The organism is Quadrisphaera granulorum (genome assembly GCF_003149145.1).
Taxonomy (GTDB): domain Bacteria; phylum Actinomycetota; class Actinomycetes; order Actinomycetales; family Quadrisphaeraceae; genus Quadrisphaera; species Quadrisphaera granulorum.
This window is the reverse complement of sequence record NZ_QGDQ01000031.1, coordinates 34,420-54,224: the sequence shown is the minus strand read 5'-3', so window position 1 is coordinate 54,224 and position 19,805 is coordinate 34,420. Positions and strand designations below refer to the sequence as shown.

At 70.8% G+C, this 19,805-nt stretch carries 21 protein-coding genes and 1 pseudogene; 9 read left to right on the top strand and 13 right to left on the bottom strand.

Annotated elements, in window-relative coordinates:
* Positions 1–138: 138 nt before the first annotated feature.
* The 4 genes from lipA to BXY45_RS19045 all read left to right on the top strand — a co-directional run bounded on the left by lipA (position 139) and on the right by BXY45_RS19045 (position 3,995).
* Complete coding sequence (gene lipA, locus BXY45_RS19060; protein WP_109776120.1) at positions 139–1,167, top strand: lipoyl synthase; 1,029 nt, start codon at positions 139–141, stop codon at positions 1,165–1,167.
* A 79-nt stretch (positions 1,168–1,246) separates the two neighbouring features.
* Complete coding sequence (locus BXY45_RS19055) at positions 1,247–1,999, top strand: DUF4191 domain-containing protein (protein WP_109776112.1); 753 nt, start codon at positions 1,247–1,249, stop codon at positions 1,997–1,999.
* 181 nt (positions 2,000–2,180) lie between these two features.
* A complete protein-coding gene (locus BXY45_RS19050; protein ID WP_109776111.1) occupies positions 2,181–2,504 on the top strand; it encodes an HAD-IA family hydrolase in 324 nt (107 codons plus the stop codon).
* 126 nt (positions 2,505–2,630) lie between these two features.
* On the top strand, positions 2,631–3,995 hold the full coding sequence (locus BXY45_RS19045) for an APC family permease (RefSeq protein ID WP_109776110.1): 1,365 nt from the start codon (positions 2,631–2,633) through the stop codon (positions 3,993–3,995).
* Between the two features lie 14 nt (positions 3,996–4,009).
* Here BXY45_RS19045 and BXY45_RS19040 read toward each other — a convergent pair whose 3' ends face one another.
* Both BXY45_RS19040 and BXY45_RS19035 read right to left on the bottom strand, forming a co-directional pair.
* Entirely contained in the window at positions 4,010–4,558 is a 549-nt protein-coding gene (locus tag BXY45_RS19040; RefSeq protein WP_109776109.1) for an NUDIX domain-containing protein, read from the bottom strand.
* Between the two features lie 31 nt (positions 4,559–4,589).
* Positions 4,590–4,991: an RDD family protein gene (locus BXY45_RS19035; RefSeq protein ID WP_109776108.1), complete on the bottom strand. Its 402-nt coding sequence runs from the start codon at positions 4,989–4,991 to the stop codon at positions 4,590–4,592.
* A gap of 177 nt (positions 4,992–5,168) precedes the next feature.
* On the opposite strand from BXY45_RS19035, the gene glnA reads away from it, so the two are divergent.
* Positions 5,169–6,593 (top strand): type I glutamate--ammonia ligase, encoded by a 1,425-nt coding sequence (gene glnA, locus BXY45_RS19030; RefSeq protein ID WP_109776107.1) that lies wholly within the window; start codon positions 5,169–5,171, stop codon positions 6,591–6,593.
* Between the two features lie 109 nt (positions 6,594–6,702).
* Here glnA and dapA read toward each other — a convergent pair whose 3' ends face one another.
* The 4 genes and pseudogenes from dapA to BXY45_RS19010 all read right to left on the bottom strand — a co-directional run.
* On the bottom strand, positions 6,703–7,593 hold the full coding sequence (gene dapA / locus BXY45_RS19025) for a 4-hydroxy-tetrahydrodipicolinate synthase (RefSeq protein ID WP_109776106.1): 891 nt from the start codon (positions 7,591–7,593) through the stop codon (positions 6,703–6,705).
* 24 nt (positions 7,594–7,617) lie between these two features.
* The gene (locus BXY45_RS19020) at positions 7,618–9,000 is read right to left on the bottom strand and encodes an FAD-dependent oxidoreductase (RefSeq protein ID WP_109776105.1); all 1,383 of its coding nucleotides are present in this window, start codon (positions 8,998–9,000) and stop codon (positions 7,618–7,620) included.
* Between the two features lie 36 nt (positions 9,001–9,036).
* Positions 9,037–10,572, bottom strand: a complete 1,536-nt coding sequence (locus tag BXY45_RS19015; protein WP_172601973.1) for an aldehyde dehydrogenase family protein — start codon at positions 10,570–10,572, stop codon at positions 9,037–9,039.
* 43 nt (positions 10,573–10,615) lie between these two features.
* Positions 10,616–10,783 (bottom strand): annotated as a pseudogene (locus tag BXY45_RS19010) (ectoine/hydroxyectoine ABC transporter ATP-binding protein EhuA); the annotation flags it as partial.
* A gap of 359 nt (positions 10,784–11,142) precedes the next feature.
* Between BXY45_RS19010 and BXY45_RS19005 the strand changes: the two are divergent.
* On the top strand, positions 11,143–11,841 hold the full coding sequence (locus BXY45_RS19005) for a GntR family transcriptional regulator (RefSeq protein WP_109776118.1): 699 nt from the start codon (positions 11,143–11,145) through the stop codon (positions 11,839–11,841).
* Positions 11,842–11,889: 48 nt separating this feature from the next.
* Here the strand turns inward: BXY45_RS19005 and BXY45_RS19000 are convergent, their stop codons facing one another.
* Both BXY45_RS19000 and BXY45_RS18995 read right to left on the bottom strand, forming a co-directional pair.
* Positions 11,890–12,189, bottom strand: coding sequence for a putative quinol monooxygenase (locus BXY45_RS19000; protein ID WP_109776104.1), 300 nt, complete (start codon positions 12,187–12,189; stop codon positions 11,890–11,892).
* The gene (locus tag BXY45_RS18995; protein WP_109776103.1) at positions 12,186–12,632 is read right to left on the bottom strand and encodes a MarR family winged helix-turn-helix transcriptional regulator; all 447 of its coding nucleotides are present in this window, start codon (positions 12,630–12,632) and stop codon (positions 12,186–12,188) included. The genes BXY45_RS19000 and BXY45_RS18995 overlap by 4 nt, the downstream gene beginning before the upstream one ends.
* A gap of 159 nt (positions 12,633–12,791) precedes the next feature.
* On the opposite strand from BXY45_RS18995, the gene BXY45_RS18990 reads away from it, so the two are divergent.
* Complete coding sequence (locus tag BXY45_RS18990; RefSeq protein WP_109776102.1) at positions 12,792–14,000, top strand: MFS transporter; 1,209 nt, start codon at positions 12,792–12,794, stop codon at positions 13,998–14,000.
* A gap of 91 nt (positions 14,001–14,091) precedes the next feature.
* On the opposite strand, the gene BXY45_RS18985 is transcribed toward BXY45_RS18990, so the two are convergent.
* Both BXY45_RS18985 and BXY45_RS18980 read right to left on the bottom strand, forming a co-directional pair.
* A complete protein-coding gene (locus tag BXY45_RS18985) occupies positions 14,092–14,907 on the bottom strand; it encodes a hypothetical protein (protein WP_109776101.1) in 816 nt (271 codons plus the stop codon).
* Positions 14,904–15,461, bottom strand: a complete 558-nt coding sequence (locus BXY45_RS18980; protein WP_109776100.1) for an RNA polymerase sigma factor — start codon at positions 15,459–15,461, stop codon at positions 14,904–14,906. Before BXY45_RS18980 ends, BXY45_RS18985 begins: the two co-directional genes overlap by 4 nt.
* A 306-nt stretch (positions 15,462–15,767) precedes the next feature.
* Here BXY45_RS18980 and BXY45_RS18975 point away from each other — a divergent pair, with 306 nt between their 5' ends.
* Positions 15,768–16,199: a thioredoxin family protein gene (locus tag BXY45_RS18975; protein WP_211319746.1), complete on the top strand. Its 432-nt coding sequence runs from the start codon at positions 15,768–15,770 to the stop codon at positions 16,197–16,199.
* Entirely contained in the window at positions 16,192–16,671 is a 480-nt protein-coding gene (locus BXY45_RS18970) for a DUF4395 domain-containing protein (RefSeq protein ID WP_218566947.1), read from the top strand. The genes BXY45_RS18975 and BXY45_RS18970 overlap by 8 nt, the downstream gene beginning before the upstream one ends.
* Here the strand turns inward: BXY45_RS18970 and BXY45_RS18965 are convergent.
* Genes BXY45_RS18965 through BXY45_RS18955 form a run of 3 tightly spaced genes read right to left on the bottom strand, consistent with a single transcriptional unit; the run spans position 16,668 to position 19,797 of the window.
* A complete protein-coding gene (locus BXY45_RS18965; protein WP_211319745.1) occupies positions 16,668–18,029 on the bottom strand; it encodes an ABC transporter substrate-binding protein in 1,362 nt (453 codons plus the stop codon). The two genes, BXY45_RS18970 and BXY45_RS18965, sit on opposite strands and share 4 nt — an antisense overlap.
* Positions 18,030–18,055: 26 nt before the next feature.
* Positions 18,056–18,913, bottom strand: a complete 858-nt coding sequence (locus tag BXY45_RS18960) for a carbohydrate ABC transporter permease (protein WP_109776098.1) — start codon at positions 18,911–18,913, stop codon at positions 18,056–18,058.
* A complete protein-coding gene (locus tag BXY45_RS18955; protein ID WP_109776097.1) occupies positions 18,910–19,797 on the bottom strand; it encodes a carbohydrate ABC transporter permease in 888 nt (295 codons plus the stop codon). The genes BXY45_RS18960 and BXY45_RS18955 overlap by 4 nt, the downstream gene beginning before the upstream one ends.
* Between the last annotated feature and the right edge of the window lie 8 nt (positions 19,798–19,805).

Here is a 19,805-nt window from a genome sequence, read left to right as displayed (position 1 = left end):
GGCTACCTGCTGCCCACCGAGTGGACCAGCACCGCGAAGCCCCCTCCGCCAAGATCACCTCGCCGCGAGGTCACGACGCGGTGGATCGAGGCTGAGCGCGTCGTGGGTGTCCCCCAGCGGCTGACCTACGCTGGAGGGGTGACGCTGGCACCTGAGGGACGTCGGATGCTTCGGGTGGAGGCCCGCAACGCCGCCGTACCGATCGAGCGCAAACCCGAGTGGATCCGCACCACCGCCAAAACGGGCCCGGAGTACCAGGCCCTGCACTCCCTGGTGAAACGCGAAGGCCTGCACACGGTCTGCCAGGAAGCCGGCTGCCCCAACATCTTCGAATGCTGGGAAGACAAGGAAGCCACCTTCCTCATCGGCGGTGACCAGTGCACCCGCCGCTGCGACTTCTGCCAGATCGACACCGGCAAACCCGCCGCCTTCGACACCGACGAACCCCGCCGCGTCGCCGAGAGCGTGGCCTCGATGGGGCTGCGGTACGCCACCATCACCGGCGTCGCCCGTGATGACCTGGCCGATGGTGGGGCGTGGTTGTACGCCGAGACGGTCAGACGCATCCACGACAACCCCACCGTTGATGGTGCGGGCACGGGGGTGGAGCTGCTGATCCCGGACTTCAACCGCGATCAGGCGCAGTTGGCGGAGGTGTTCTCCTCAGCCCCGCAGGTGCTGGCGCACAACGTGGAGACGGTGCCGCGGGTGTTCAAGCGGATCCGCCCCGCCTTCACCTATGAACGCTCCCTGGGGGTGATCACCGATGCCCGGGCGGCGGGGTTGGTGACCAAGTCCAACCTCATCCTGGGGATGGGGGAGACCACCGAGGAGGTGGTCACTGCGCTGCGGGATCTGCATGAGGCGGGCTGCGACATCATCACGATCACCCAGTACCTGCGGCCCTCCCCGCGTCACCTTCCGGTGGATCGGTGGGTCAAGCCGGCGGAGTTCGTGCAGTTGCAGGAGGAGGCGGTGCGGATCGGGTTCACCGGGGTGCTGGCGGGGCCGTTGGTGCGTTCGTCGTATCGGGCGGGGCGGTTGTACGCCCAGGCGTTGGCCGCCCGCGGTGGGGTGCTGCCGGAGCACCTGGCGCACCTGGGGGCTGCCTCGGCCGCGGGGCCGGCACGCCAGGAGGCCTCCGCTGTGCTGGCCCGCCACAGCTGACAACCCTCCGGACGGCCGTCGCCTGGTCGCCGCACCGCGCCCTGGGCGGCGTCTGCCAGCGCGCCTAGAATCTCGTCTCATGGCCCGACGCTCCGACCCCGCGCCCTCCCCCGCCCCGGCGGAGGGACGTCGTCGAGGGCTGTTCCGCCGCAAGCCCCGCACGGGGCCCGGGCGCATCGCGCAGATGCGCGAGGTCTACAAGATGACCGCCCGCGTCGACCCCTCCGTCAAGTGGTGGATGCTCGGCGCGCTGCTCATCCCGTTCGCGGTGTTCGAGGTCATCGGCCTCATCACGGGCCACTGGATCTACTTCGGCATCATCGGTCTGCTCTTCTCCGTGCTCGCCGCGCTGTTCGTTCTCGCGCGGCGCGCGGAGTCCGCGGCGTACAAGAGCCTCGAGGGGCAGCCGGGTGCTGCCGGCGCTGCGCTGCGCACGCTGCGCCGCGGCTGGCTGGTCGAGGAAGAGCCGGTCGCCATCGACCCGCGCACCCGCGACGTCGTCTTTCGCGTGGTCGGGCGGCCCGGCGTCATCCTCGTCTCCGACGGCCCCGCGCCCCGCGTCAACCGCCTCCTGGAGGACGAGAAGCGCCGCACCGCACGCGTCCTGCGCGACGTCCCCCTGCACACCATCCAGTGCGGCCGCGGCGAGGGCCAGACTCCGCTGCCGAAGCTGCCGAAGAAGGTCCAGCGCCTGGAGCGCAAGCTGACCAAGCAGGAGGTCGCCGAGGTCACCAAGCGCCTCAAAGCCCTCGGCGGCGTGCGTCCCCCGATCCCCAAGGGCATCGACCCGTTCCGCGCCCGGCCCGACCGCCGCGCGGTGAGGGGCCGCTGAGCAGCAGCCCTAGGCAGCGGATCCGCGCGCTCGTCGTCGACGGCGTCCTGCGCCGCTGGGATCCGCAGCTGTGGGTCACCGCCGAGGCCCGGGCTGGGGTGCCCCGCGGGGCGCTCTAGCGAGCCGCCTTCGACAGGACGGCGCTGCATGACGTCGTCACCGGGCGCGCCACCGACGCCCAGTGGCTCGACGGCACTGCGGAGCGCCTCGCACAGACGCACGGGGTGCCGCTGGAGAGCGCGCGCGACGTCGTCGCCACCTGGTCCGCCTCTGTGTGGACGACGAGGTGGACGCCGTCTACGCGACGTGGCGCCTGGGCGTCGCCAAGCCCGACCCGGCCGTGAATCGGCACGTCGCCGACGACCTCGGGCTGCCGCCATCGGCGTGCGCTTTCGTCGATGACTCCCCGCGCCACGTCGCCGGTGCGGAGGCGGCGGGCATGGTGGCCTACCTCTTCACGGGCGCAACGAACCTGCGGCTCTTCCTCGCGACCCTGGACCGCTGAGCGCGAGCGGCCATGCCCGCAAGGCATGTCACCAATGCTCGCCCGGCCGTGGACAGACGATCTCCGGCACCGAACAGTTGCGCAGGCGCTCCGACGAGGCGCGCATCGGGCAGGCGGAGGACGACCATGACAGCGACGAGCACTTCAGGTCTCGGTACGAATACTAAGGATGGCGGTCTGGCCCGCAACCTGGGGTTGGTTGCCCTGGTCGGGCTCGGCCTGGGGTACATGACGCCCACGGTGATCTTCGACACCTTCGGGACGGTCTCCGAAACCACGGCGGGGGCGGTGCCCTCGGCCTACCTCGCAGCGCTGGTGGTCATGGCGCTCACCGCGCTCAGCTACGGCAAGCTCGTCATGGCCTTCCCCTCGGCGGGATCGGCCTACACCTACGTCCGCGAGACGATGCACCCGAACCTCGGGTTCATGGTGGGCTGGTCGTCACTGCTGGACTACCTGCTCCTGCCCATGGTCAATGCGCTCATCATCAAGCTCTACGTCGAGCAGATGCTGCCTCAGGTGCCCAGCTGGCTGGTCGTGCTGGTCTACGCGGTGTGCACCACCACGCTCGTGGCCATCACCATGCGCGGCACGTCACGTGTGAACCTCGTCCTTCTCGTAACGGCCGTTGTGGTAATGGCCGCGTTCGTCGTCATCGCCAGCTACCAGCTGCTGCAGGGAGAAGGCGCGGGCACCCTCGTCAGCGGCCGCGCCTTCGCGGGCCCGGAGACCACCTTGCCCCTGGTGCTCACGGGCGCCACGGTGGTGTGCTTCTCCTTCATCGGATTCGACGCCGTCACCATGTACGCCGAGGAAGCCAAGAGCCCGAAGATCATGCCCCGGGCGATCATGCTGACCGTGCTGCTGGGCGGCGCGATCTTCCTCGTGGCGGCCTACGTGACCCAGCTGCGCTTCCCCGACAACACGCCGTTCGGCGAGTTCACCGACGACCCGCTGCCCCAGATCGCGCGCATCGTCGGCGGCCCGGCGTTCCAGGCCGTCCTCGTGGGTGCCGCATTCATGGCCACCGTCGCCTCCGGCCTCGCCTCGCACGCCAGCGTCTCCCGCATGCTGCTGGTGATGGGCCGCAACGGCGCTCTGCCCGGCAAGGCCCTGCGCTGGGTCAACCCCCGCACGCACACGCCTGTGGTCAACATCATCATCGTCGGAGCGGTGTGCCTGCTGGCCGTGGACCTCTCCCTCGAACTGGTCTCGGCGTTCATCAACTTCGGCGCGCTGGTGGCGTTCACGTTCGTCAACGCCTCGGTCATCGCCCACTTCGCCATCCGCCGGCGCGAGCTCCGTACGCCCCGCGAGTGGATCGTCAACGCGGTGGTGCCCGGCATCGCCACGCTCCTGACCGCCCTGCTGTGGACCCAGCTCCACAGCGACGCTCTCATCGCCGGCGGGATCTGGGCCGCGATCGGCCTCACGTACTTGATCGTCTACACGCGCGGCTTCCGCCGCCCGATGGCCTCGCTGGAGGAGTAGGACGACGACGAGGGTCAGCCCCCCTCGTACGCCGCGAGCAGGGAGAGCGCCGCGAGGGACACCGCGTCGACAAGTCGACCTCCGGTGACCATCGCGGCGAACTCCTGGCGGGAGACCCAGCGCGTGATGAGGTCCGCCTCGGTCTCCTCCAGGTGCTGTTCGCCCGGGGTGAGGCCCTCGGCCAGCCAGGCGTGGCCGCGCTGCGAGGCCATGCCGGCGGCCAGGTCGAAGCTGCCCAGCAGCGTGAGCCGCGCAGCGCGCAGGCCGGTCTCCTCCGCGAGCTCGGCGCGGGCGAGGTCCTCCAGGGAGCCGGAGGCCCCGGAGGGCCAGGTGCCCTGAGGGAACTCCCAGCGGCGGGCGCGCACCGGGTAGCGGTACTGCTCCACGAGCCACCATCCCTCGCCCGGTCCGTCGTCGGCGGTGGTGCGGGGCAGCACGATGCAGAAGTCCGGCTTGTCGACCACCCCGTACACGCCGGTACTGCCGTCCTCGCGGCGCACGAGGTCTTCCCGGACGCTGATCCACGGGTTGGCGTAGACGACGCGACTCTCGAGGGGCTCCACGCGGGCGACGCTACGACAGCCTCACCGGCGCTCAGCGACGCAGGAGCAGCGTGCCCGCCGCCTTGTCGTGCAGCTGGCGGCCGTCCCCACCGGGCAGCAGGGCTGGCACGAACAGCCCGACGAGCACCGCGCGCACCAGCGCCGCCAGCGGCGCGGGAGGCGTGGCGCCGTCGACGGTGCGGTGCACCCGCATCCCCAGGAGGACGTGCCCGAAGCTTCCGCCGAGCGTGGCGATGAGCAGCACCTGCTCGAGGACGAAGATGCCCAGCGTGACGACGGGGTTGTAGTCGAAGAACGCGAAGGAGACGAGGGAGCAGGCGAGCCAGTCGACGGTGAGCGCAGCGACGCGCCGCCCGGGGGCCGCCAGCGAACCGCGCCCGCTCTCGGGCAGGCCCAGGCCCTGCCCCGGCCAGGCGTCAGCAGGTGCCGTCACAGCGCCACAGTACGTGGAGGGCTGGTGCACGGTCCGACGTCCGGTCCCGGTGATCCGGCCTGACCAGCCCCCGCGTAACCTGCGCTGGTGCCGGCGTCGCCAGCCGGGGACACGTGCTCCTCATCGTGCGACGACGGCAGACGCACGAGCGCCAGCGCGACCCCCCGAGGAGGGTGGATGTTCAAGGACGCGAACGAGGTCACCAGGTACATCACCGACAACGACGTCAAGTTCGTCGATGTCCGGTTCTGCGACCTGCCCGGTGTGATGCAGCACTTCAACGTCCCCGCCGCTTCGGTCGACGAGGACTTCTTCACCGAGGGCCAGATGTTCGACGGATCCTCGATCCGCGGCTTCCAGGCCATCAACGAGTCCGACATGAAGCTCATCCCGGACCTCGACACGGCGTACATCGACCCGTTCCGGGTCGAGAAGACGCTCAACATCAACATGAGCATCGTCGACCCGATCACGGGCGAGCCGTACAGCCGCGACCCCCGCCAGATCGCCGCGAAGGCCGAGGCCTACCTCAAGAGCACGGGCATCGCCGACACGGCGTTCTTCGCGCCGGAGGCCGAGTTCTACATCTTCGACGACGTGCGCTTCAAGACCTCCCAGCAGGAGGCCTACTACCACATCGACTCCATCGAGGCCGCGTGGAACACCGGTCGCGTGGAGGAGGGCGGTAACCGCGGGTACAAGACGCCCTACAAGGGCGGCTACTTCCCGGTCCCGCCGACCGACCACTACTCCGACCTGCGCGACCAGATGAGCCTTGCGCTCGACGCGCAGGGCCTCGGCGTGGAGCGCGCCCACCACGAGGTGGGCACCGCCGGCCAGACCGAGATCAACTACCGGTTCGACACGCTCGCGAAGTCGGCCGACAAGATCATGCTCTTCAAGTACATCATCAAGAACGTGGCCTGGCAGGCGGGCAAGACCGTCACCTTCATGCCGAAGCCGCTGTTCGGTGACAACGGCTCGGGCATGCACGTGCACCAGTCGCTGTGGAAGGACGGCAAGCCGCTCTTCTACGACGAGTCCGGCTACGGCGGCCTGTCCGACATGGCCCGCTGGTACATCGGCGGCCTGCTGCACCACGCTCCGTCGCTGCTCGCCTTCACCAACCCGACGGTGAACAGCTACCACCGCCTGGTGCCGGGCTACGAGGCGCCGGTGAACCTCGTGTACTCGGCGCGCAACCGCTCCGCGTGCGTGCGCATCCCGATCACGGGCTCCAACCCCAAGGCGAAGCGCATCGAGTTCCGCGTGCCGGACCCGTCGTGCAACCCGTACCTGGCCTTCTCCGCGATGCTGCTCGCCGGCCTCAACGGCATCCAGAACCGCATCGAGCCGCCGGACCCGGTGGACAAGGACCTCTACGAGCTGCCGCCGGAGGAGCACGACTCCATCGCGCAGGTCCCGGGTTCGCTCGGCGCCGTCCTCGACGCCCTCGAGGAAGACCACACGTACCTGACCGACTCCGGGGTCTTCACCGAGGACCTCATCGAGACCTGGATCGAGTACAAGCGGAAGAACGAGATCGACCCGATCCGCTTCCGCCCGCACCCGCACGAGTTCGAGATGTACTACGACATCTGATCCTCGCGAGCGCATGACCGCGGTCAGCTGACCGCGGGGTCGAGCCCGCACTGCTCGTCCTGACCGGGCGATTAGTGCGGGCTCGTTGCTCGTGAAGCGAGCGTGCCGCTCAGGCGTGCTGCGGGAGCCCCTCGAGCGCCTTGCGGATGCTGGCGATGGCCTCGTCGCTGGAGGGCGCCGTCGGACGACGCGGAACTCCCACCGGCTCCCCCTGCAGGGCGAGGGCGGCCTTGACCGCGGGGATGAACGGCTCCGACAGCAGCGCGTCGATGACGGGGTAGAGCGTCTTCCACGCCGCCAGGGCACCGGCGAGGTCACCGGCGGCGATGAGACGGCTGACCTGGACGACCTCGGCCGGCACGACGTTCGCGGTGCCGGCCATGACCCCGGCGGCGCCCTCGACGAGGGCGCTGTAGAGGTAGGCGTCCCAGCCGATGAAGGTGCCGATGACGTCGGAGTGGTGGTGGATCAGGCGCAGCGCCTGCTCCCAGTCGGCGCTGGAGTCCTTGATGTACTTGACGTTGTCGACCTCGGTGGCCAGCCGGCGCACGGTGGCCGGGTCAAGGTTGAGGCCCGTCACCGACGGGATGTTGTAGAGCATGATCGGCAGCTCGACCGCGGCCGCGACGTCCTTGATGTAGGCGACCGTCTCCTCGGTGGACAGCGGCTCGTAGTACGGCGAGATGAGCATCAGCACGTCGGCGCCGGAGACCTGCGCGGCGCGGGAGAGGCGGATGGCCTCGGCGGTGGTGGTGGCGCCGGTCTGGGCGATGACGGGGACGCGCCCGGCGGTGTGCTCGACGACGACGTCGACGAGCTGGCGGCGCTCCTCCGAGCTGAGGGCGCCGACCTCGCCGGTGGAGCCGGCCGCCACGACACCGTCGACGCCGGCGTCGATGGAGCGGTCGACGACCTTCTTGAGCAGGGGGACGTCGATGGCGTCGTCGCTGTCGAAGGGGGTCGTGAGGGCGGTGAGGACGCCTCGCAGGTCAGTGGTCACAGGGTGCTCCTGGTTCAGGGGGGTTCACGGGATGGACAGCGCGAAGGGTGCGCTCTGGCGGTCGGTGGCCAGCACGCTGGCGGCGTCCTGGGCGGCGGAGAAGCCGGAGGTGATGGACGTCTCGGTGTAGAGGGTTCCGAGGTAGTCACCCGCGAGGAACACGCGACCAGCGCCGCGAGTCAGGGTCGACTGAATCTTCGCTCGCCCGGGGAAGGAGTACGGGGAGGCGACGGCCCAGCGGGAGGCCTTCGCCTCGACAACGGTCTTGGAGAACCCCGGGCAGTCCAGCACCGCCTCGAGGTCGCGCAGGTGGGTGGCCACGACTTCGTCGTCGCTCTTGTCGAGCAGCGCCCTGCCGAGGGCGGCCGGGGAGAACGTCATGAAGCTGCCGCCGGGGCGGCGGACGGTCTCCGAGCCGCGCACGATGCTGGCCTGGTTCAGGGCGATGGCGAAGGACCGCTTGGGCGCGGCGATCGCGTAGATGTCGTCCCACGGCTGCGGGCCCGTTTCGTCGGTGAGGAACGCGGAGCTGACGTGGGGGCCGTACTTCACCATGCCGAGGGCCTCCTTGAGGTCGGCCGGCAGGTCCACGCCGATGCGGTTCGTGACGTCGGCGGTGGTGGCGAGCACCACCGCGCGAGCCTCGACCTCCTTGGCGACGCCGTCCTGGGTGTACCTCACCAGCACCGATCGGGGCCGGTGGACGACCTCGGTGACGACGGCGCCGAGCTGCACCCGCTCGCCCAGAGCAGCAGCCACGGTCTCCGTCAGGGTGGACGGGCCGCCGACGATGCCGCAGTTCAGACCCTGCCCGAAGCCGAGCACGAGGCTGAAGTAGCCGATGCCGGCGCCCGCGGAGATCTGGTCCATGTCACCGGCCGAGCGCGTCACGGTGGTCTTGAACAGGGCCGCGGCGTCCTCGGGCAGGTCGCCGATGAGGTCGGCGAAGGTCTGGGTGTTGGCGAAGTCGTAGATGCGCTGCTGGCGCATCGCCCCGGACTCCCCCGCCCGCTTGCGGACGACGTCGGTGTACTTGGCCACCCCCGTCACCACCTTCATGCCGGCGGTCACGGTGGCGATGCGGGAGGCCAGCGGCATGGGGATGCGCAGCGGGTACGTGGCGATGTGCCCCTTGCGCAGGAACTTCCCGTTCATCGACAGCGCCTGCAGCGACCCGGGGACGGCCACGGCCATCACCCCGACCTCGTTCAACAGCGCGTCGGTGGACGATCCCGGGCCGGCGAAGACGTGCCCGCCCCAGTTCAGCCAGTAGTCCCCGCGGCGCTCGGACTTGATGCGCCCGCCCACGCGGTGGTCGGCCTCCAGCACCAGCCCGTCCCAGTGGCGCAGGCGCCACCCGGCGGCCAGTCCCGCCAGTCCCGCTCCGACGACGACGACGTCCTTCATCTCGTGCTCTTCTCTGCGTGCGTGGGTGCGGCCGGGTCAGCGCGTGCGGTTGTGCATGACGTGCTTGGTGCGGGAGAAGTCGTCAAGGGCGTAGATCGAGAGGTCGCGGCCGTAGCCGGACCCCTTGAACCCGCCCCACGGCACCTCGCTGGCCAGCACCAGGTGGCAGTTGACCCAGACCGTGCCGAAGTCGAGCTGACGGGCGACGTCGTGGCTGCGGGCGGCGTCGCGGGTCCACACCGACGCGGCAAGGCCGTAGACGACCTCGTTGGCGCGGGTGATGGCTTCGTCCTCCTCGGTGAAGGTCTCCACCGTGACGACGGGGCCGAAGATCTCCTCACGGGCGCACTCGGCGCCGGCGGGCACGTCGACCAGCACGGTGGGGGCCACGAACCAGCCCGGTCCCTCGGCGGGGCCGCCGCCCACGGCGGCGGAGATGCCGGCCTCGCGGGCGCGGTCGAGGAACCCGACGACCTTCTCGTAGTGGCCCTTCGAGACCAGCGGGCCGATCTCGACGTCGTCGCCGGCGCCGGGCTCGCCCACCACGAGGGACTCGACCTCGGCGACCAGCAGGCGCGTGAACTCCTCGGCCACCGAGGCGTGGACCAGCACGCGGCAGCCGGCGCCGCACTCCTGGCCGGAGTTCCAGTACCCGGCCGCCCGCAGGGAGCTGGCGGCGGCGGCCAGGTCGGCGTCGGCGAAGACGACGACGGGGGCCTTGCCACCGAGCTCGAGGTGCACGCGCTTGAGGGAGGCTGCCGCCGACGTGGCCACCGCCCGCCCGCTGCCGACCGACCCGGTGAGGGCGACCAGGGCGACGTCGGGGTGGGTCGAGAGACGCTGGCCCACCACGGGGCCGGTGCCGGTGACCACGTTGAAGGCGCCGGCGGGCAGCAGGTCCGCGATCAGCTCGGCAAGCTTCAGGGTGGCCAGCGGGGTGATCTCCGAGGGCTTCAGCACCAGGGCGTTGCCCGCCCCGAGGATCGGGGCGATCTTCCAGGCGGCCATGAGCAGCGGGTAGTTCCAGGGGGTGATGACCCCGACCACCCCGACCGGCTCGCGGTGGATGACCGAGAGGTGGTCGGTGACGAACTCGTCGGCAGCGGCCGACGTGGCCGTGCGCAGCGCACCGGCCATGAAGCGGAACGTGTCGACGGCCTGGGCGACGTCGTCGCCGGAGACCGACAGCGGCTTGCCGGTGTCGAAGGACTCCAGGCGCGCCAGGGCCTCGGCGGAGCTCTCGATCCGCTCGGCGATGCGCAGCAGCACCAGCGAGCGCTCCTTGGGCGTGGTGGCGGCCCACGCGCGGCCGGCGGCGCGAGCGGCGGCCACGGCGGCGTCGACGTCCTCGACCGAGCCGGCGGGTACGGCGGCGATCTTCTGACCGGTGCAGGGGTCGAAGACGTCGAGGGTCTCGGTGGAGGTGCTCGAGGCCGGCGCGCCGGCGATCCAGTGCTGCAGGGCGGGCAGGTCGCCGTCTTCGACGAGCACGGAGCCGGCGGCGGCGCGGCGCACCGCGGTGGGGCCCGCGGTGGCGGTCGCGGTGGCAGTGGCAGTGGCGGTGGTGGACATCAGGAGACCTCCGGGACGAGGAAGCGGATAGGTGGGTGGTCGCTCAGCGGACCGGGGCTGTGGTGCGCTCGGACATGGAGCGCAAGAACTGACGCGTGGACTCCACCTGCGGATCGTCGATGACCTGGGAGGGAGGGCCGATCTCGGGGACCGTGCCGCCGGACATGAAGACCACCTCGTCGGCCACGCTGCGGGCGAAGCCGATCTCATGGGGAGGCGGCGAGCGCGATCTTGACGAGGAACGACGAAGAGCTGTTCACGGTGTCTTCTCCTGGTGGTGCGATCGGCGTTCGAGACGTGAACGGGCTCGACGGTGAGCTCGCGGTCGATCGGCGGTGCTGGCGTCCACAGCGCCGGGCTGGTGCGCGAGCGGTGTCTCGCGTCCCAGCGGCCGGCCCTGGCGTGCGGCGTTGATGAGAACCTAGGATGTGATCACAGATCACACAAGAGGATGAGTGGCAGCGCCCGCAGCTTTAACATGACGGCAACAGGGGAAAGCCACAGGGAAGCGCTGGTGCCCTGGCCGTGGAAGGCTGTGCGGCACCGACTGCTCGGAGGATCACGGTGGCGATGACCCCGGCTGCACCGTCACTGCTGGCCGACCAGGTCTTCGTGACGCTGCGCGACATGATCGTGAACGGCCACCTGCCCGGTGGGACCCGGCTGCGCATCCGCCAGATCGCGGACGAGGTCGGCACGAGCGTCATGCCGGTGCGCGAGGCGATCCGCCGCCTCGAGGAGGCGGGCCTCGCGGTGAGCAGCCCCCACCGCGGAGCGGTGGTGCGGGAGGTGAGCAAGGACGAGCTGCTGCACATCTACGACATCCGCATCCTGCTCGAGACGGACGCCGCGGAGCGTGGCGCACGGGACGCCACTCCCCAGCGGGTTGCCCTGATGGCCGAGCAGCTCGAGCACCTGCGCACCGCAGCGGACCGAGGCGACGTCGACGGCACCCTGGACCGCGACGAGGACCTGCTGCGCGTCCTCTACGGAAGCCAGCCCAACCGCCATCTCGTCGAGCTCGTCGAGGGCCTGTGGCGCAAGTGCCGCATCTTCAAGATCTTCGGCGCCAAGACGGCACTGGCCGTGGGCGATGACGCACTCTGGGCGTACCCGGCCCGACTCGTCGAGGCCGCCCGCCGCCAGGACGGCCAGGAAGCCGCAGCGGCCACGAGAGAGTCGCTGCTGAGCGCCAGGGGGCGCATCGAGTCGTTCATGGGATCGACCCAGACCGCTTCCGACAGCCCGCCCGTCGAGCATCCGGCGTAGCGCCCCCGCTGCAGCGTGAGCCCCATGCCTGCGGGGGCCGACGCGGGTCTATTCCTTGTCGGCGAGGAAGTGGCGCAGCGTCAACGGGGCCTGCAGCAGCAAGGCCTCGTCGGGGAAGGTCACCGGCTCGTGGCGCCAGTGCGGCCCGGCGTAGCGCACGAGACTGCCCTCGTCGCGCCACCAGCTGACGTACTGCACCCGCGTCGGGTCCTCGAGGTCGACGAGCACCTCGTGCCGGAGCAGGCCGGGGTGCGCCTCGGGGAAGCCCGCCACCAGCTCGTGGAGGCGGATCATGAAGTCCTCGACCCGGTCGGGCCGGACGCTGGCCTCGGACACCCTGATGATCACGCACTCACGCTCGCATGCAGTGCCCGCGCGAGGGGGGCCAGCTCCGGCATGCCCTCCGCCGTCGCCAGGGACTCCTCGAGGACGCGGTCATGGGTGGGGCGGGCGTCGGCGAGCAGGTGCTGGCCGGCCGGGGTGAGCTCGGTGTAGATGCCGCGCCGGTCGTCGGCGCACAAGACGCGCATCAGGAGCCCGCGGTCTTCGAGGCGAGTGACCAGGCGCGTGGTCGCACTGCTCGACAGCGCCGCAGCGCGAGCGAGCTGCTGCATGCGCATGTGCCAGCCACGCTGGCGACTGAGGGCATCGAGCACGGTGTACTCCACGACGGAGAGCTCGTGCTCGCGCTGCAGCGACCGCTCCAGCGCGGCCTCGATGAGCCCGTGCAGGGCGGCGAGCGTCCGCCAGCCACGTGCACGCACCTCGACCGCGTCGTCGGCGATGCCCATCTGCAACCCCCTTGTCGACTCCCTCGACGATCGGGAACCACCGTACCTCACTTGCGCGGATATCCCGCGCCTGCAACTATCTATCCCGCGCCTGCAACTACTGCGAACGCCGGTTGTTGCGTTCGCGTCGTCCTGGACTTCCTCCGGAAGGACTTCCCCATGCCCATCGCCCTCGTCGCGCTCGCCCTCGGCGGGTTCGGCATCGGACTCACCGAGTTCGTCATCGCAGGCCTGCTCCCCGAGGTGGCCGCCGACTTCGGCGTCACCGAGCAGGTCGCCGGCTACCTCATCTCCGGCTACGCCCTGGCCGTCGCGATCGGCGCCATCGCGCTGACGGTGGCCATGTCACGTGTGAACCGGAAGCTCGTCCTCGTCCTGCTCATGGTCCTGTTCCTCGTCGGCAACGCGATGTCTGCGCTCGCACCCACCTATGACGTGATGCTTGCCGGGCGCATCGTGGCCGCGCTGTGCCACGGCGCGTTCTTCGGCATCGGCTCCGTCGTCGCCGCGAGCCTGGTCCCGGCCCACCGCCAGGCCGCCGCCATCTCGATGATGTTCGGTGGTCTGACCATCGCGAACGTGCTCGGTGTCCCGCTGGGGACGTTCCTCGGTCAGGCCGCGGGCTGGCGCTCGACGTTCTGGGCGATCACCGTCATCGGCGTCGTCGCCCTGATCGGCATCCTCGCCCTCATCCCGGCCGCCGCGGTCAAGGCACCCAGCGCCACCGGCAGCATCCTCGGTGAGTTCCGGATCTTTAGGTCCGGGCAGGTGTGGGCGTCGATCCTCCTCACGATCCTCGGGTACGGCGGCATGTTCGGCGCCTTCACCTACATCGCCTTCACCCTCACCGGTGTCTCCGGCTTCGCTCCCGCCGTGGTCCCCTGGCTGCTGGTGCTGTTCGGCGTCGGCCTGTTCCTCGGCAACGTGGTGGGAGGCCGCGCCGCCGACAAGAACGTCGGCGCCACGCTGCTGGTCACCCTCGCCGGCCTGGTGCTCGTCCTGGCCGGGTTCGCGGCAGTGGCCACCAGCCAGATCGCCACGGTGGTCGCCCTCGTGCTCATGGGCGTGTTCGGGTTCGCGACCGTGCCCGCGCTGCAGATCCGCATCATGCGCCACGCCGCGAGCGCCCAGGCCCTCGGCTCGGGCGCCAACATCGCCGCGTTCAACGTCGGCAACGCCTTCGGCGCGTGGATCGGCGGGATCACCATCGCCGCCGGCCTCGGCTACACCTCGCCCCTGTGGGCAGGTGCCCTGGTGACCCTCGCTGGTCTCGGGGTGCTCCTCGTCGCGGGATTCGCACCCGGCGGCGAGCTGCGCCGACAGGCTCAGCAGCCCGAGGCCGACACCGCGCTGAGCCACTCCCGATAGCCGCTACCCGGTGGACTCCGCCGCCTCCAACGCAGCGAAGGATGGAGTCATGCCGTACCCCGGTCGGTGAGGACGGCTGGCGCGCTCCGGCTCAGCGCTCGCCGGAGCGCACCAGTCGCTCAGCGGTCCGGCCGTCCTTCAGCGTCACCTGGATGGTCAGTTCCTGCTCGGCCTTCCCGGGCCACCAGGCGGCGAAGTACCCGTCAGCGACGGTGGCCAGGACGTGGCGGCCGTCCGCCGTCGTCAGCCGCACTGCGGTGACGTCGTCGCCGACTCGTCCGATGGCGCTGGTGAAGGTCCCGGCCGCGGTGCTGGAGGTCGCCCCCCAGGAGACGGCGGTGCCGTCTGGCGCCGGCGCCGGCAGGTCAGCGGACAAGCCCCAGGAGACCGCGCCCTGCTCCTGCTCTCCGTCGGTGCCAACGGGGGCCTCGTCGAGCAGGAAGCAGTTTCCGACGCCGATGGGCGTGGCCACCACGGTGAAGGAGTACGTGCCCCGGGCCTCGCTCAGCCCGGCAACCTGCGCCCCCCCGAAGCCGAGGGCAGCTCCGGTCGACAGGCAGTCCGCCTGAAGCGCTGCGGCCCGATCATCACTGAGCGGTGTCGGGGTCGGGGTCCAGGAGGCAAACGCCGACGAACCACCCTCCAGCAGTGAGGGAACGACGACGGCGACTGCCGTCGCAGCTGCGGCGACTCCGCCCAGCACCCACCAGCGACGGTGGACATCGCGTTGACGAGGTTCGCCTGCTGCGCGGAAGGGCTCCTCCTGCGGCGTGGTCAAGATCCGCGCCAGCATCTGGTCGGCGGTCGCCGAACGGGAACGGTCCTGGCGTCGCGTCGAGGTATCGATGCTGGTCGGGTCGAGACGGCGTAGGTCGACGTCGTCGAGGGTGATGCGCTGCTGGTTCACCGGAGACCTCCAGGGGTGGTGGTGTTCGAGGGACGCAGCCGGGCTCGGCGCGCCGGGGAGTTGAGGTGGACGCGTAGCCGCCGACGGGCACGCATGAGCCGCACGCTGAACGCCGTGGTGCTGATGCCGAGCACCTGCGCCGCGTGGGTGTTGCTGAGGTCGTCGAGCGCGGTGAGGGTCAGCGCCTCCTGGTCAGCGGGGCTGAGCAGCGACCAGGCCCTGGCCAGGTCGATCTGGGACACGACGTGCTCGCTGCCGTCCGCGAGCTGACCCTCCGGGGGCAGCACCTGCCCGATCCGGCTGGTGAGGGCGTCGCGCCTGGCGTCGGTGCGACGTTGGCTGGCCAGGAGCCGGTGAGCGACGCCGAACAGCCACGCTCGGGCCTGGTCGTGCTCTGTCGGCACGTGGGCCAGGCGCCGCCAGGCCACCACGAAGACCTCCGCGACCACGTCCTCGGCAGCCAGCGGGTGGATGCGGCGCTCGGTGAAGCGCAGCAGGTCCTCGTACGTGGAGCGGAACAGGACGGCGAAGCGCTCGTCGTTCGCGCCGCCCATCGCCTCCCCCGATCCGCGTGTGGGTGCCGGCGGGTCGACCGTCGGGCCCGGTGCTCGTGGTGTCGTCACACCCACACATGGCTTCAGAGCCAGGGATCACTACAGGCGACCTGAGCAGATGTCCAGCAGCCGTCCGTCCTCCCGAGGCGCCACGGCAGCCGGCACGCCACCCACGCAGATTCGGCAACCCTGAGTGACAAGGGAGCAACGCTCGGAAACGGCGTCACCAGAGGGCGACGCATCGCCGGGCGATTCCGCCCGCAGCACGGTCGCACGCTGCTCCGTCGCCTGGTTACCGTGGGACTCGTGCCTGCTGGAACCGCTGTGCTGGTGCTGCTCGCCGTCGTCGTCGTGACGGTCGTGATGGGTCTGGTGATGCGCAGCCGCGCTGGTCGGGCGCGCCCCGCCGCCGGTGATGTCGTCGGCGTGGCCCCCGCGTCGCACTTCGGCGAGAAGGCGACCCTCGTGCAGTTCTCCACGCCCACCTGCGCCCGCTGCCCCGCCACGGCACGCCAGCTCGACGCGCTCGCGGCGCGGCACCCCGGAGTCGCCCGCCTCGAGATCGACCTCACCGAGCGGCCCGAGCTCGCGGCGCGCTTCGACGTCATGCAGACCCCGACAGTGCTGGTCGTCGACAGCGCCCTGGCCGTCCGTTCCCGCTTCGGCGGGCAGCCCCGTCCCGCTGAGGTCACCTCGTCCCTCACCGCCGTCCTCGACCAGGAGCACACCGGTGCCTGACACCCGCCCCACCACGCCTGCGGCCCTGCCCACCAGCCAGGGCATCGACCCCCGCTCGCCCCGCTTCGGTGCGGCCATCACGTCGGTGCTGCTGGCCGTGACCCTCCTGCTCACGCTCACGCGCGGCACGGAGGCCGTGGGCGTCGCGCTGCTGGCCGTCCTCGCCGTGGTCTTCGCGTGGGGAGGCTTCGCGGGGATTCGCCGCCACCCCTACGGCGTGCTGTACCGACGGTTCGTGCGCCCGCGCCTGGGTCCTCCCGCTGAGCTGGAGGACCCGGCGCCCCCGACGTTCGCGCAGCGAGTGGGCCTGGTCATCACCGCCGCGGGCGTGGTGCTGGCGCTGCTCGGCGTGCCGTGGGCGGCAGCCGTGGCCGCAGCGCTGGCGCTGGTCGCCGCGTTGCTGAACGCCGTGTTCGACGTCTGCCTCGGGTGCCTGATGTACGTCTGGCTGGTGCGGGCCCGCCTGACCTAACCGGCGATGGCCGTGTTCGCGGCGTCCTGGGCCTGGCGCATCCCGTCAGCCACCGCCAGACGCCCGGCGATGACCTCCCGGAGGAACGGCTGGGCCGCCTGCCCGCCGATCTGCGCCCTCCGCCCGAACGGTGCTCTGATGGTCTCCCCCGCGGCAGCGTCGAGGAACGGCGACACGTCGACCCCCTGCTGCTTCCAGTAGTCCAGGTAGGTCTGCTGCGCCGCGGTCACCGCGGGGAACGCCGCCCCCTCGGCGCCGATGAACAGGGCACCCTCGGGCGAGGCGAGCCAGCGCAGCACCTCGAGCGCGGCCTCACGGCGCGGGCTCTTGGCGTTGGCCACCGCGACGATGCCGTTCGTGACGGTGACCCGCCCGGCCGGGCCGGTGAGCGCGGGTGCGACGGCCCACTTCGCCGTGAGGCCGTCGGCCACGTTCCGGAGGTTGTAGGTGCCGGACTGGAACAGCGCGAGGTTGCCCTGCGTGAACTGGTCGCGGCTGAAGTCGCCGTTGGCGTTGGTGTCCGCCGCGGACGGCGCGACCTTGTGCCGGTTGATGAGGTCGACGACGTACTGGATCGCCTCGACGGACTTCGGGTCGTCGCCGAAGACGTAGCTGGCGTCGTCGGCTTGCCAGCGACCGCCGTTGGACCCGACGAAGTTGTAGTAGATGGCCTGCAGGTCGAAGGCCGCGTTGAAGCCGTACTGCGGCCGGGCCCCGCCGAGCGTGGTGAGGGCCTTCGCGGCGGGCAGCAGGGTGTCGCCGGTCCCGGCGGGGTTCCACACGAGGTCGGAGGCGTCCACGCCCGCGGCCGAGGCCAGGTCGGTGTTGACGAACAGGGCGATGGCGTCGGACAGCTGCGGCACACCCCACAGGGCGCCGTCGCGGGTGAACTGCTGCACCACCGACTGCTGGAACCCGGCCAGGGCGTCGGGCAGGGCCTTCGAGATGTTCTCGAAGGTTCCCGCCTCGACGTAGTTGTCGTAGTTGGAGCTGTTGATCCACAGGATGTCGGGCAGGGTGCCGCCGGCTACATCCACGGGCAGCCGGTCCCAGTAGCTGGCCCACGGCACCAACTCCACGGCAACGGAGATGTCGGGGTTGGCCTGTGTGAACGCCGAGAAGCTCTTCTCGTAGCCGGGCTGCACCGTGTCGTCCCAGATCCGCACCGTCACGGTGGTCGCGGCCGCGCTGGTACCGCTGCTGGTGGCCGGGTCGTCAGCGATGGAGCATCCGGCCGCTCCTGACAGCCCGACGAGCAGGCCCGAACGCAGCACCGCCCGGCGGGTGGGCTGCAGGGCGGCGAGGGATGCGGCGAGGGCCGTCGGGGATGTGGTGCGGCGGCCGGGGTGATTCGTCACGGAGGTCTCCAAGGGGACAGCGCCCATCAGCGGAAGCCGGTGGCGGTGAGGGAGTCGGTGACGTGGCGCTGAACGAGGAGGAACAGCACCACGAGCGGGGCGATGGCGAGGGTGGTGGCGGCTGTGACGAGCGTCCAGTTGCCGTTGTACTGGCTCTGCAGGGCGGCCGTGGCGACCGTCAAGGTCTGCCACGTCGGTCCTGTCGTGATGATGAGCGGCCACAGGAAGCTGTTCCACTGGCTCACCACGGTGATGACGGCGAGTGTGGCCAGCACCGGACGCGACAGCGGCAGCACCACGTGCCGCAGCACGCGCAGCGAGCCGCAGCCGTCGAGGCGGGCGGCGTCTTCCAGCTCCACGGGGACGGCGCGGAAGTGCTCGCGCAGCAGGTACACCGCGAAGGGACTGCCGAAGAGGGTGGGCAGCACGATGCCCCAGAACGTGTTGCGCAGCCCGGTCTGGGAGAACATCACGTAGAGCGGCACCACGGTGACCACCTGCGGCACCATCATCGTGGCCAGGTAGGCGCCGAACAGCAGCCGCCCGCCCGGTACGTCGTACCGCGCGAAGGCGTACGCGGCCAGCACGGAGAACGTCAGCTGCCCGACCAGCAGGACCAGCGCCACCTGCACCGTGACCACCAGCGCCGGCACCAGGCTGGACGCTCCACTGAGCAGCTCGGTGTAGTTGTCGAAGGTCAGCGGATCGGGCCAGGTCAACGTGGCCTGACGCGCCAGCTGCACCGGCTGCTTCAGCGAGGTCAGCACCGACAGCGCGAACGGCGCCAGCGCCAGCAGCGCCCCGGCGAGGAGCACGAGATAGGTGGCCGCGGCGGCAAGCGGGCTCAGGCCGCCGAGGCGGCGGCTACGAAGACGGGCACTCATACGACCATCTCGTACGTGCTGCGGCGGGCGAACCACCAGCGCAGGCTCACGGTGAGCGCCACCATGACCACGAGCAGGACGACGGACAGCGCCGCCGCCCGTCCCATGCGCAGCGCGGTGAACGCCTCGGCGTAGATCTGGTAGGCGATGACCTGGGTGGCGCCGCCGGGGCCGCCGCGGGTCATCGCGTAGACGGTGTCGAACACCTGGAAGCTGGCGATGATCCCGGTGACCAGCACGAACGACGTCGTGGGGCGCAACAGCGGCAGGGTGATCGACCAGAAGCGCCGCCAGGCGCCGGCCCCGTCGATGCGGGCGGCGTCCCCCAGCTCTTGCGGGATCGCGGCGAGACCGGCGAGGTAGAACAGCGCCACGTACCCGACGTGCGTCCACACGGTGACGAAGGCGACGGCGGGTAGCGCGAGCGCCGGTGACGTCAGCCACTCGACCCGCACGCCGGTGAGGGCGTTGAGCGCCCCCGTCGACGGATCGAGCACCCACCGCCACACCAGCCCGACGACGAGCGGCGCGCTCACCCACGGCACCACGAAGGTGACGCGGAACACTGCCGATCCGGGAAGGCGCCGGTCCAGCAGCAGCGCCGACGCCAGCCCGAGGGCCGTCTGGACGGGGATGACGAGCGCGGTGAAGAGCACCGTCGTCACCAGCGACCGGCGCACGGCCGGGTCGGCGGCGATGGCGGCGTAGTTGTCGAGCCCGGCCCAGGTCGGCGGGCTCACCAAGTCCCACCGCTGCAGGCTGAGCCACAGCGCCACGGCGACAGGCACCAGCAGGAAGACGGTGGTGCCTAGCAGGCTGGGCGCCAGCAGCAGCAACCCCGCGGTCCGGCGAGCAGTGCGCTGTGAGGTGCGCCCACTGCTCACGAGAGTTC

Bases quoted from the DNA above. Each gene is read 5' to 3' on its own strand.
- BXY45_RS19055 (WP_109776112.1), top strand. From the start codon at position 1,247: ATGGCCCGACGCTCCGACCCCGCGCCCTCCCCCGCCCCGGCGGAGGGA.
- BXY45_RS19045 (WP_109776110.1), top strand. From the start codon at position 2,631: ATGACAGCGACGAGCACTTCAGGTCTCGGTACGAATACTAAGGATGGC.
- glnA (WP_109776107.1), top strand. From the start codon at position 5,169: ATGTTCAAGGACGCGAACGAGGTCACCAGGTACATCACCGACAACGAC.
- BXY45_RS19020 (WP_109776105.1), bottom strand. From the start codon at position 9,000: ATGAAGGACGTCGTCGTCGTCGGAGCGGGACTGGCGGGACTGGCCGCC.
- BXY45_RS19015 (WP_172601973.1), bottom strand. From the start codon at position 10,572: ATGTCCACCACCGCCACTGCCACTGCCACCGCGACCGCCACCGCGGGC.
- BXY45_RS19005 (WP_109776118.1), top strand. From the start codon at position 11,143: ATGACCCCGGCTGCACCGTCACTGCTGGCCGACCAGGTCTTCGTGACG.
- BXY45_RS18995 (WP_109776103.1), bottom strand. From the start codon at position 12,632: ATGGGCATCGCCGACGACGCGGTCGAGGTGCGTGCACGTGGCTGGCGG.
- BXY45_RS18990 (WP_109776102.1), top strand. From the start codon at position 12,792: ATGCCCATCGCCCTCGTCGCGCTCGCCCTCGGCGGGTTCGGCATCGGA.
- BXY45_RS18980 (WP_109776100.1), bottom strand. From the start codon at position 15,461: ATGGGCGGCGCGAACGACGAGCGCTTCGCCGTCCTGTTCCGCTCCACG.
- BXY45_RS18960 (WP_109776098.1), bottom strand. From the start codon at position 18,913: ATGAGTGCCCGTCTTCGTAGCCGCCGCCTCGGCGGCCTGAGCCCGCTT.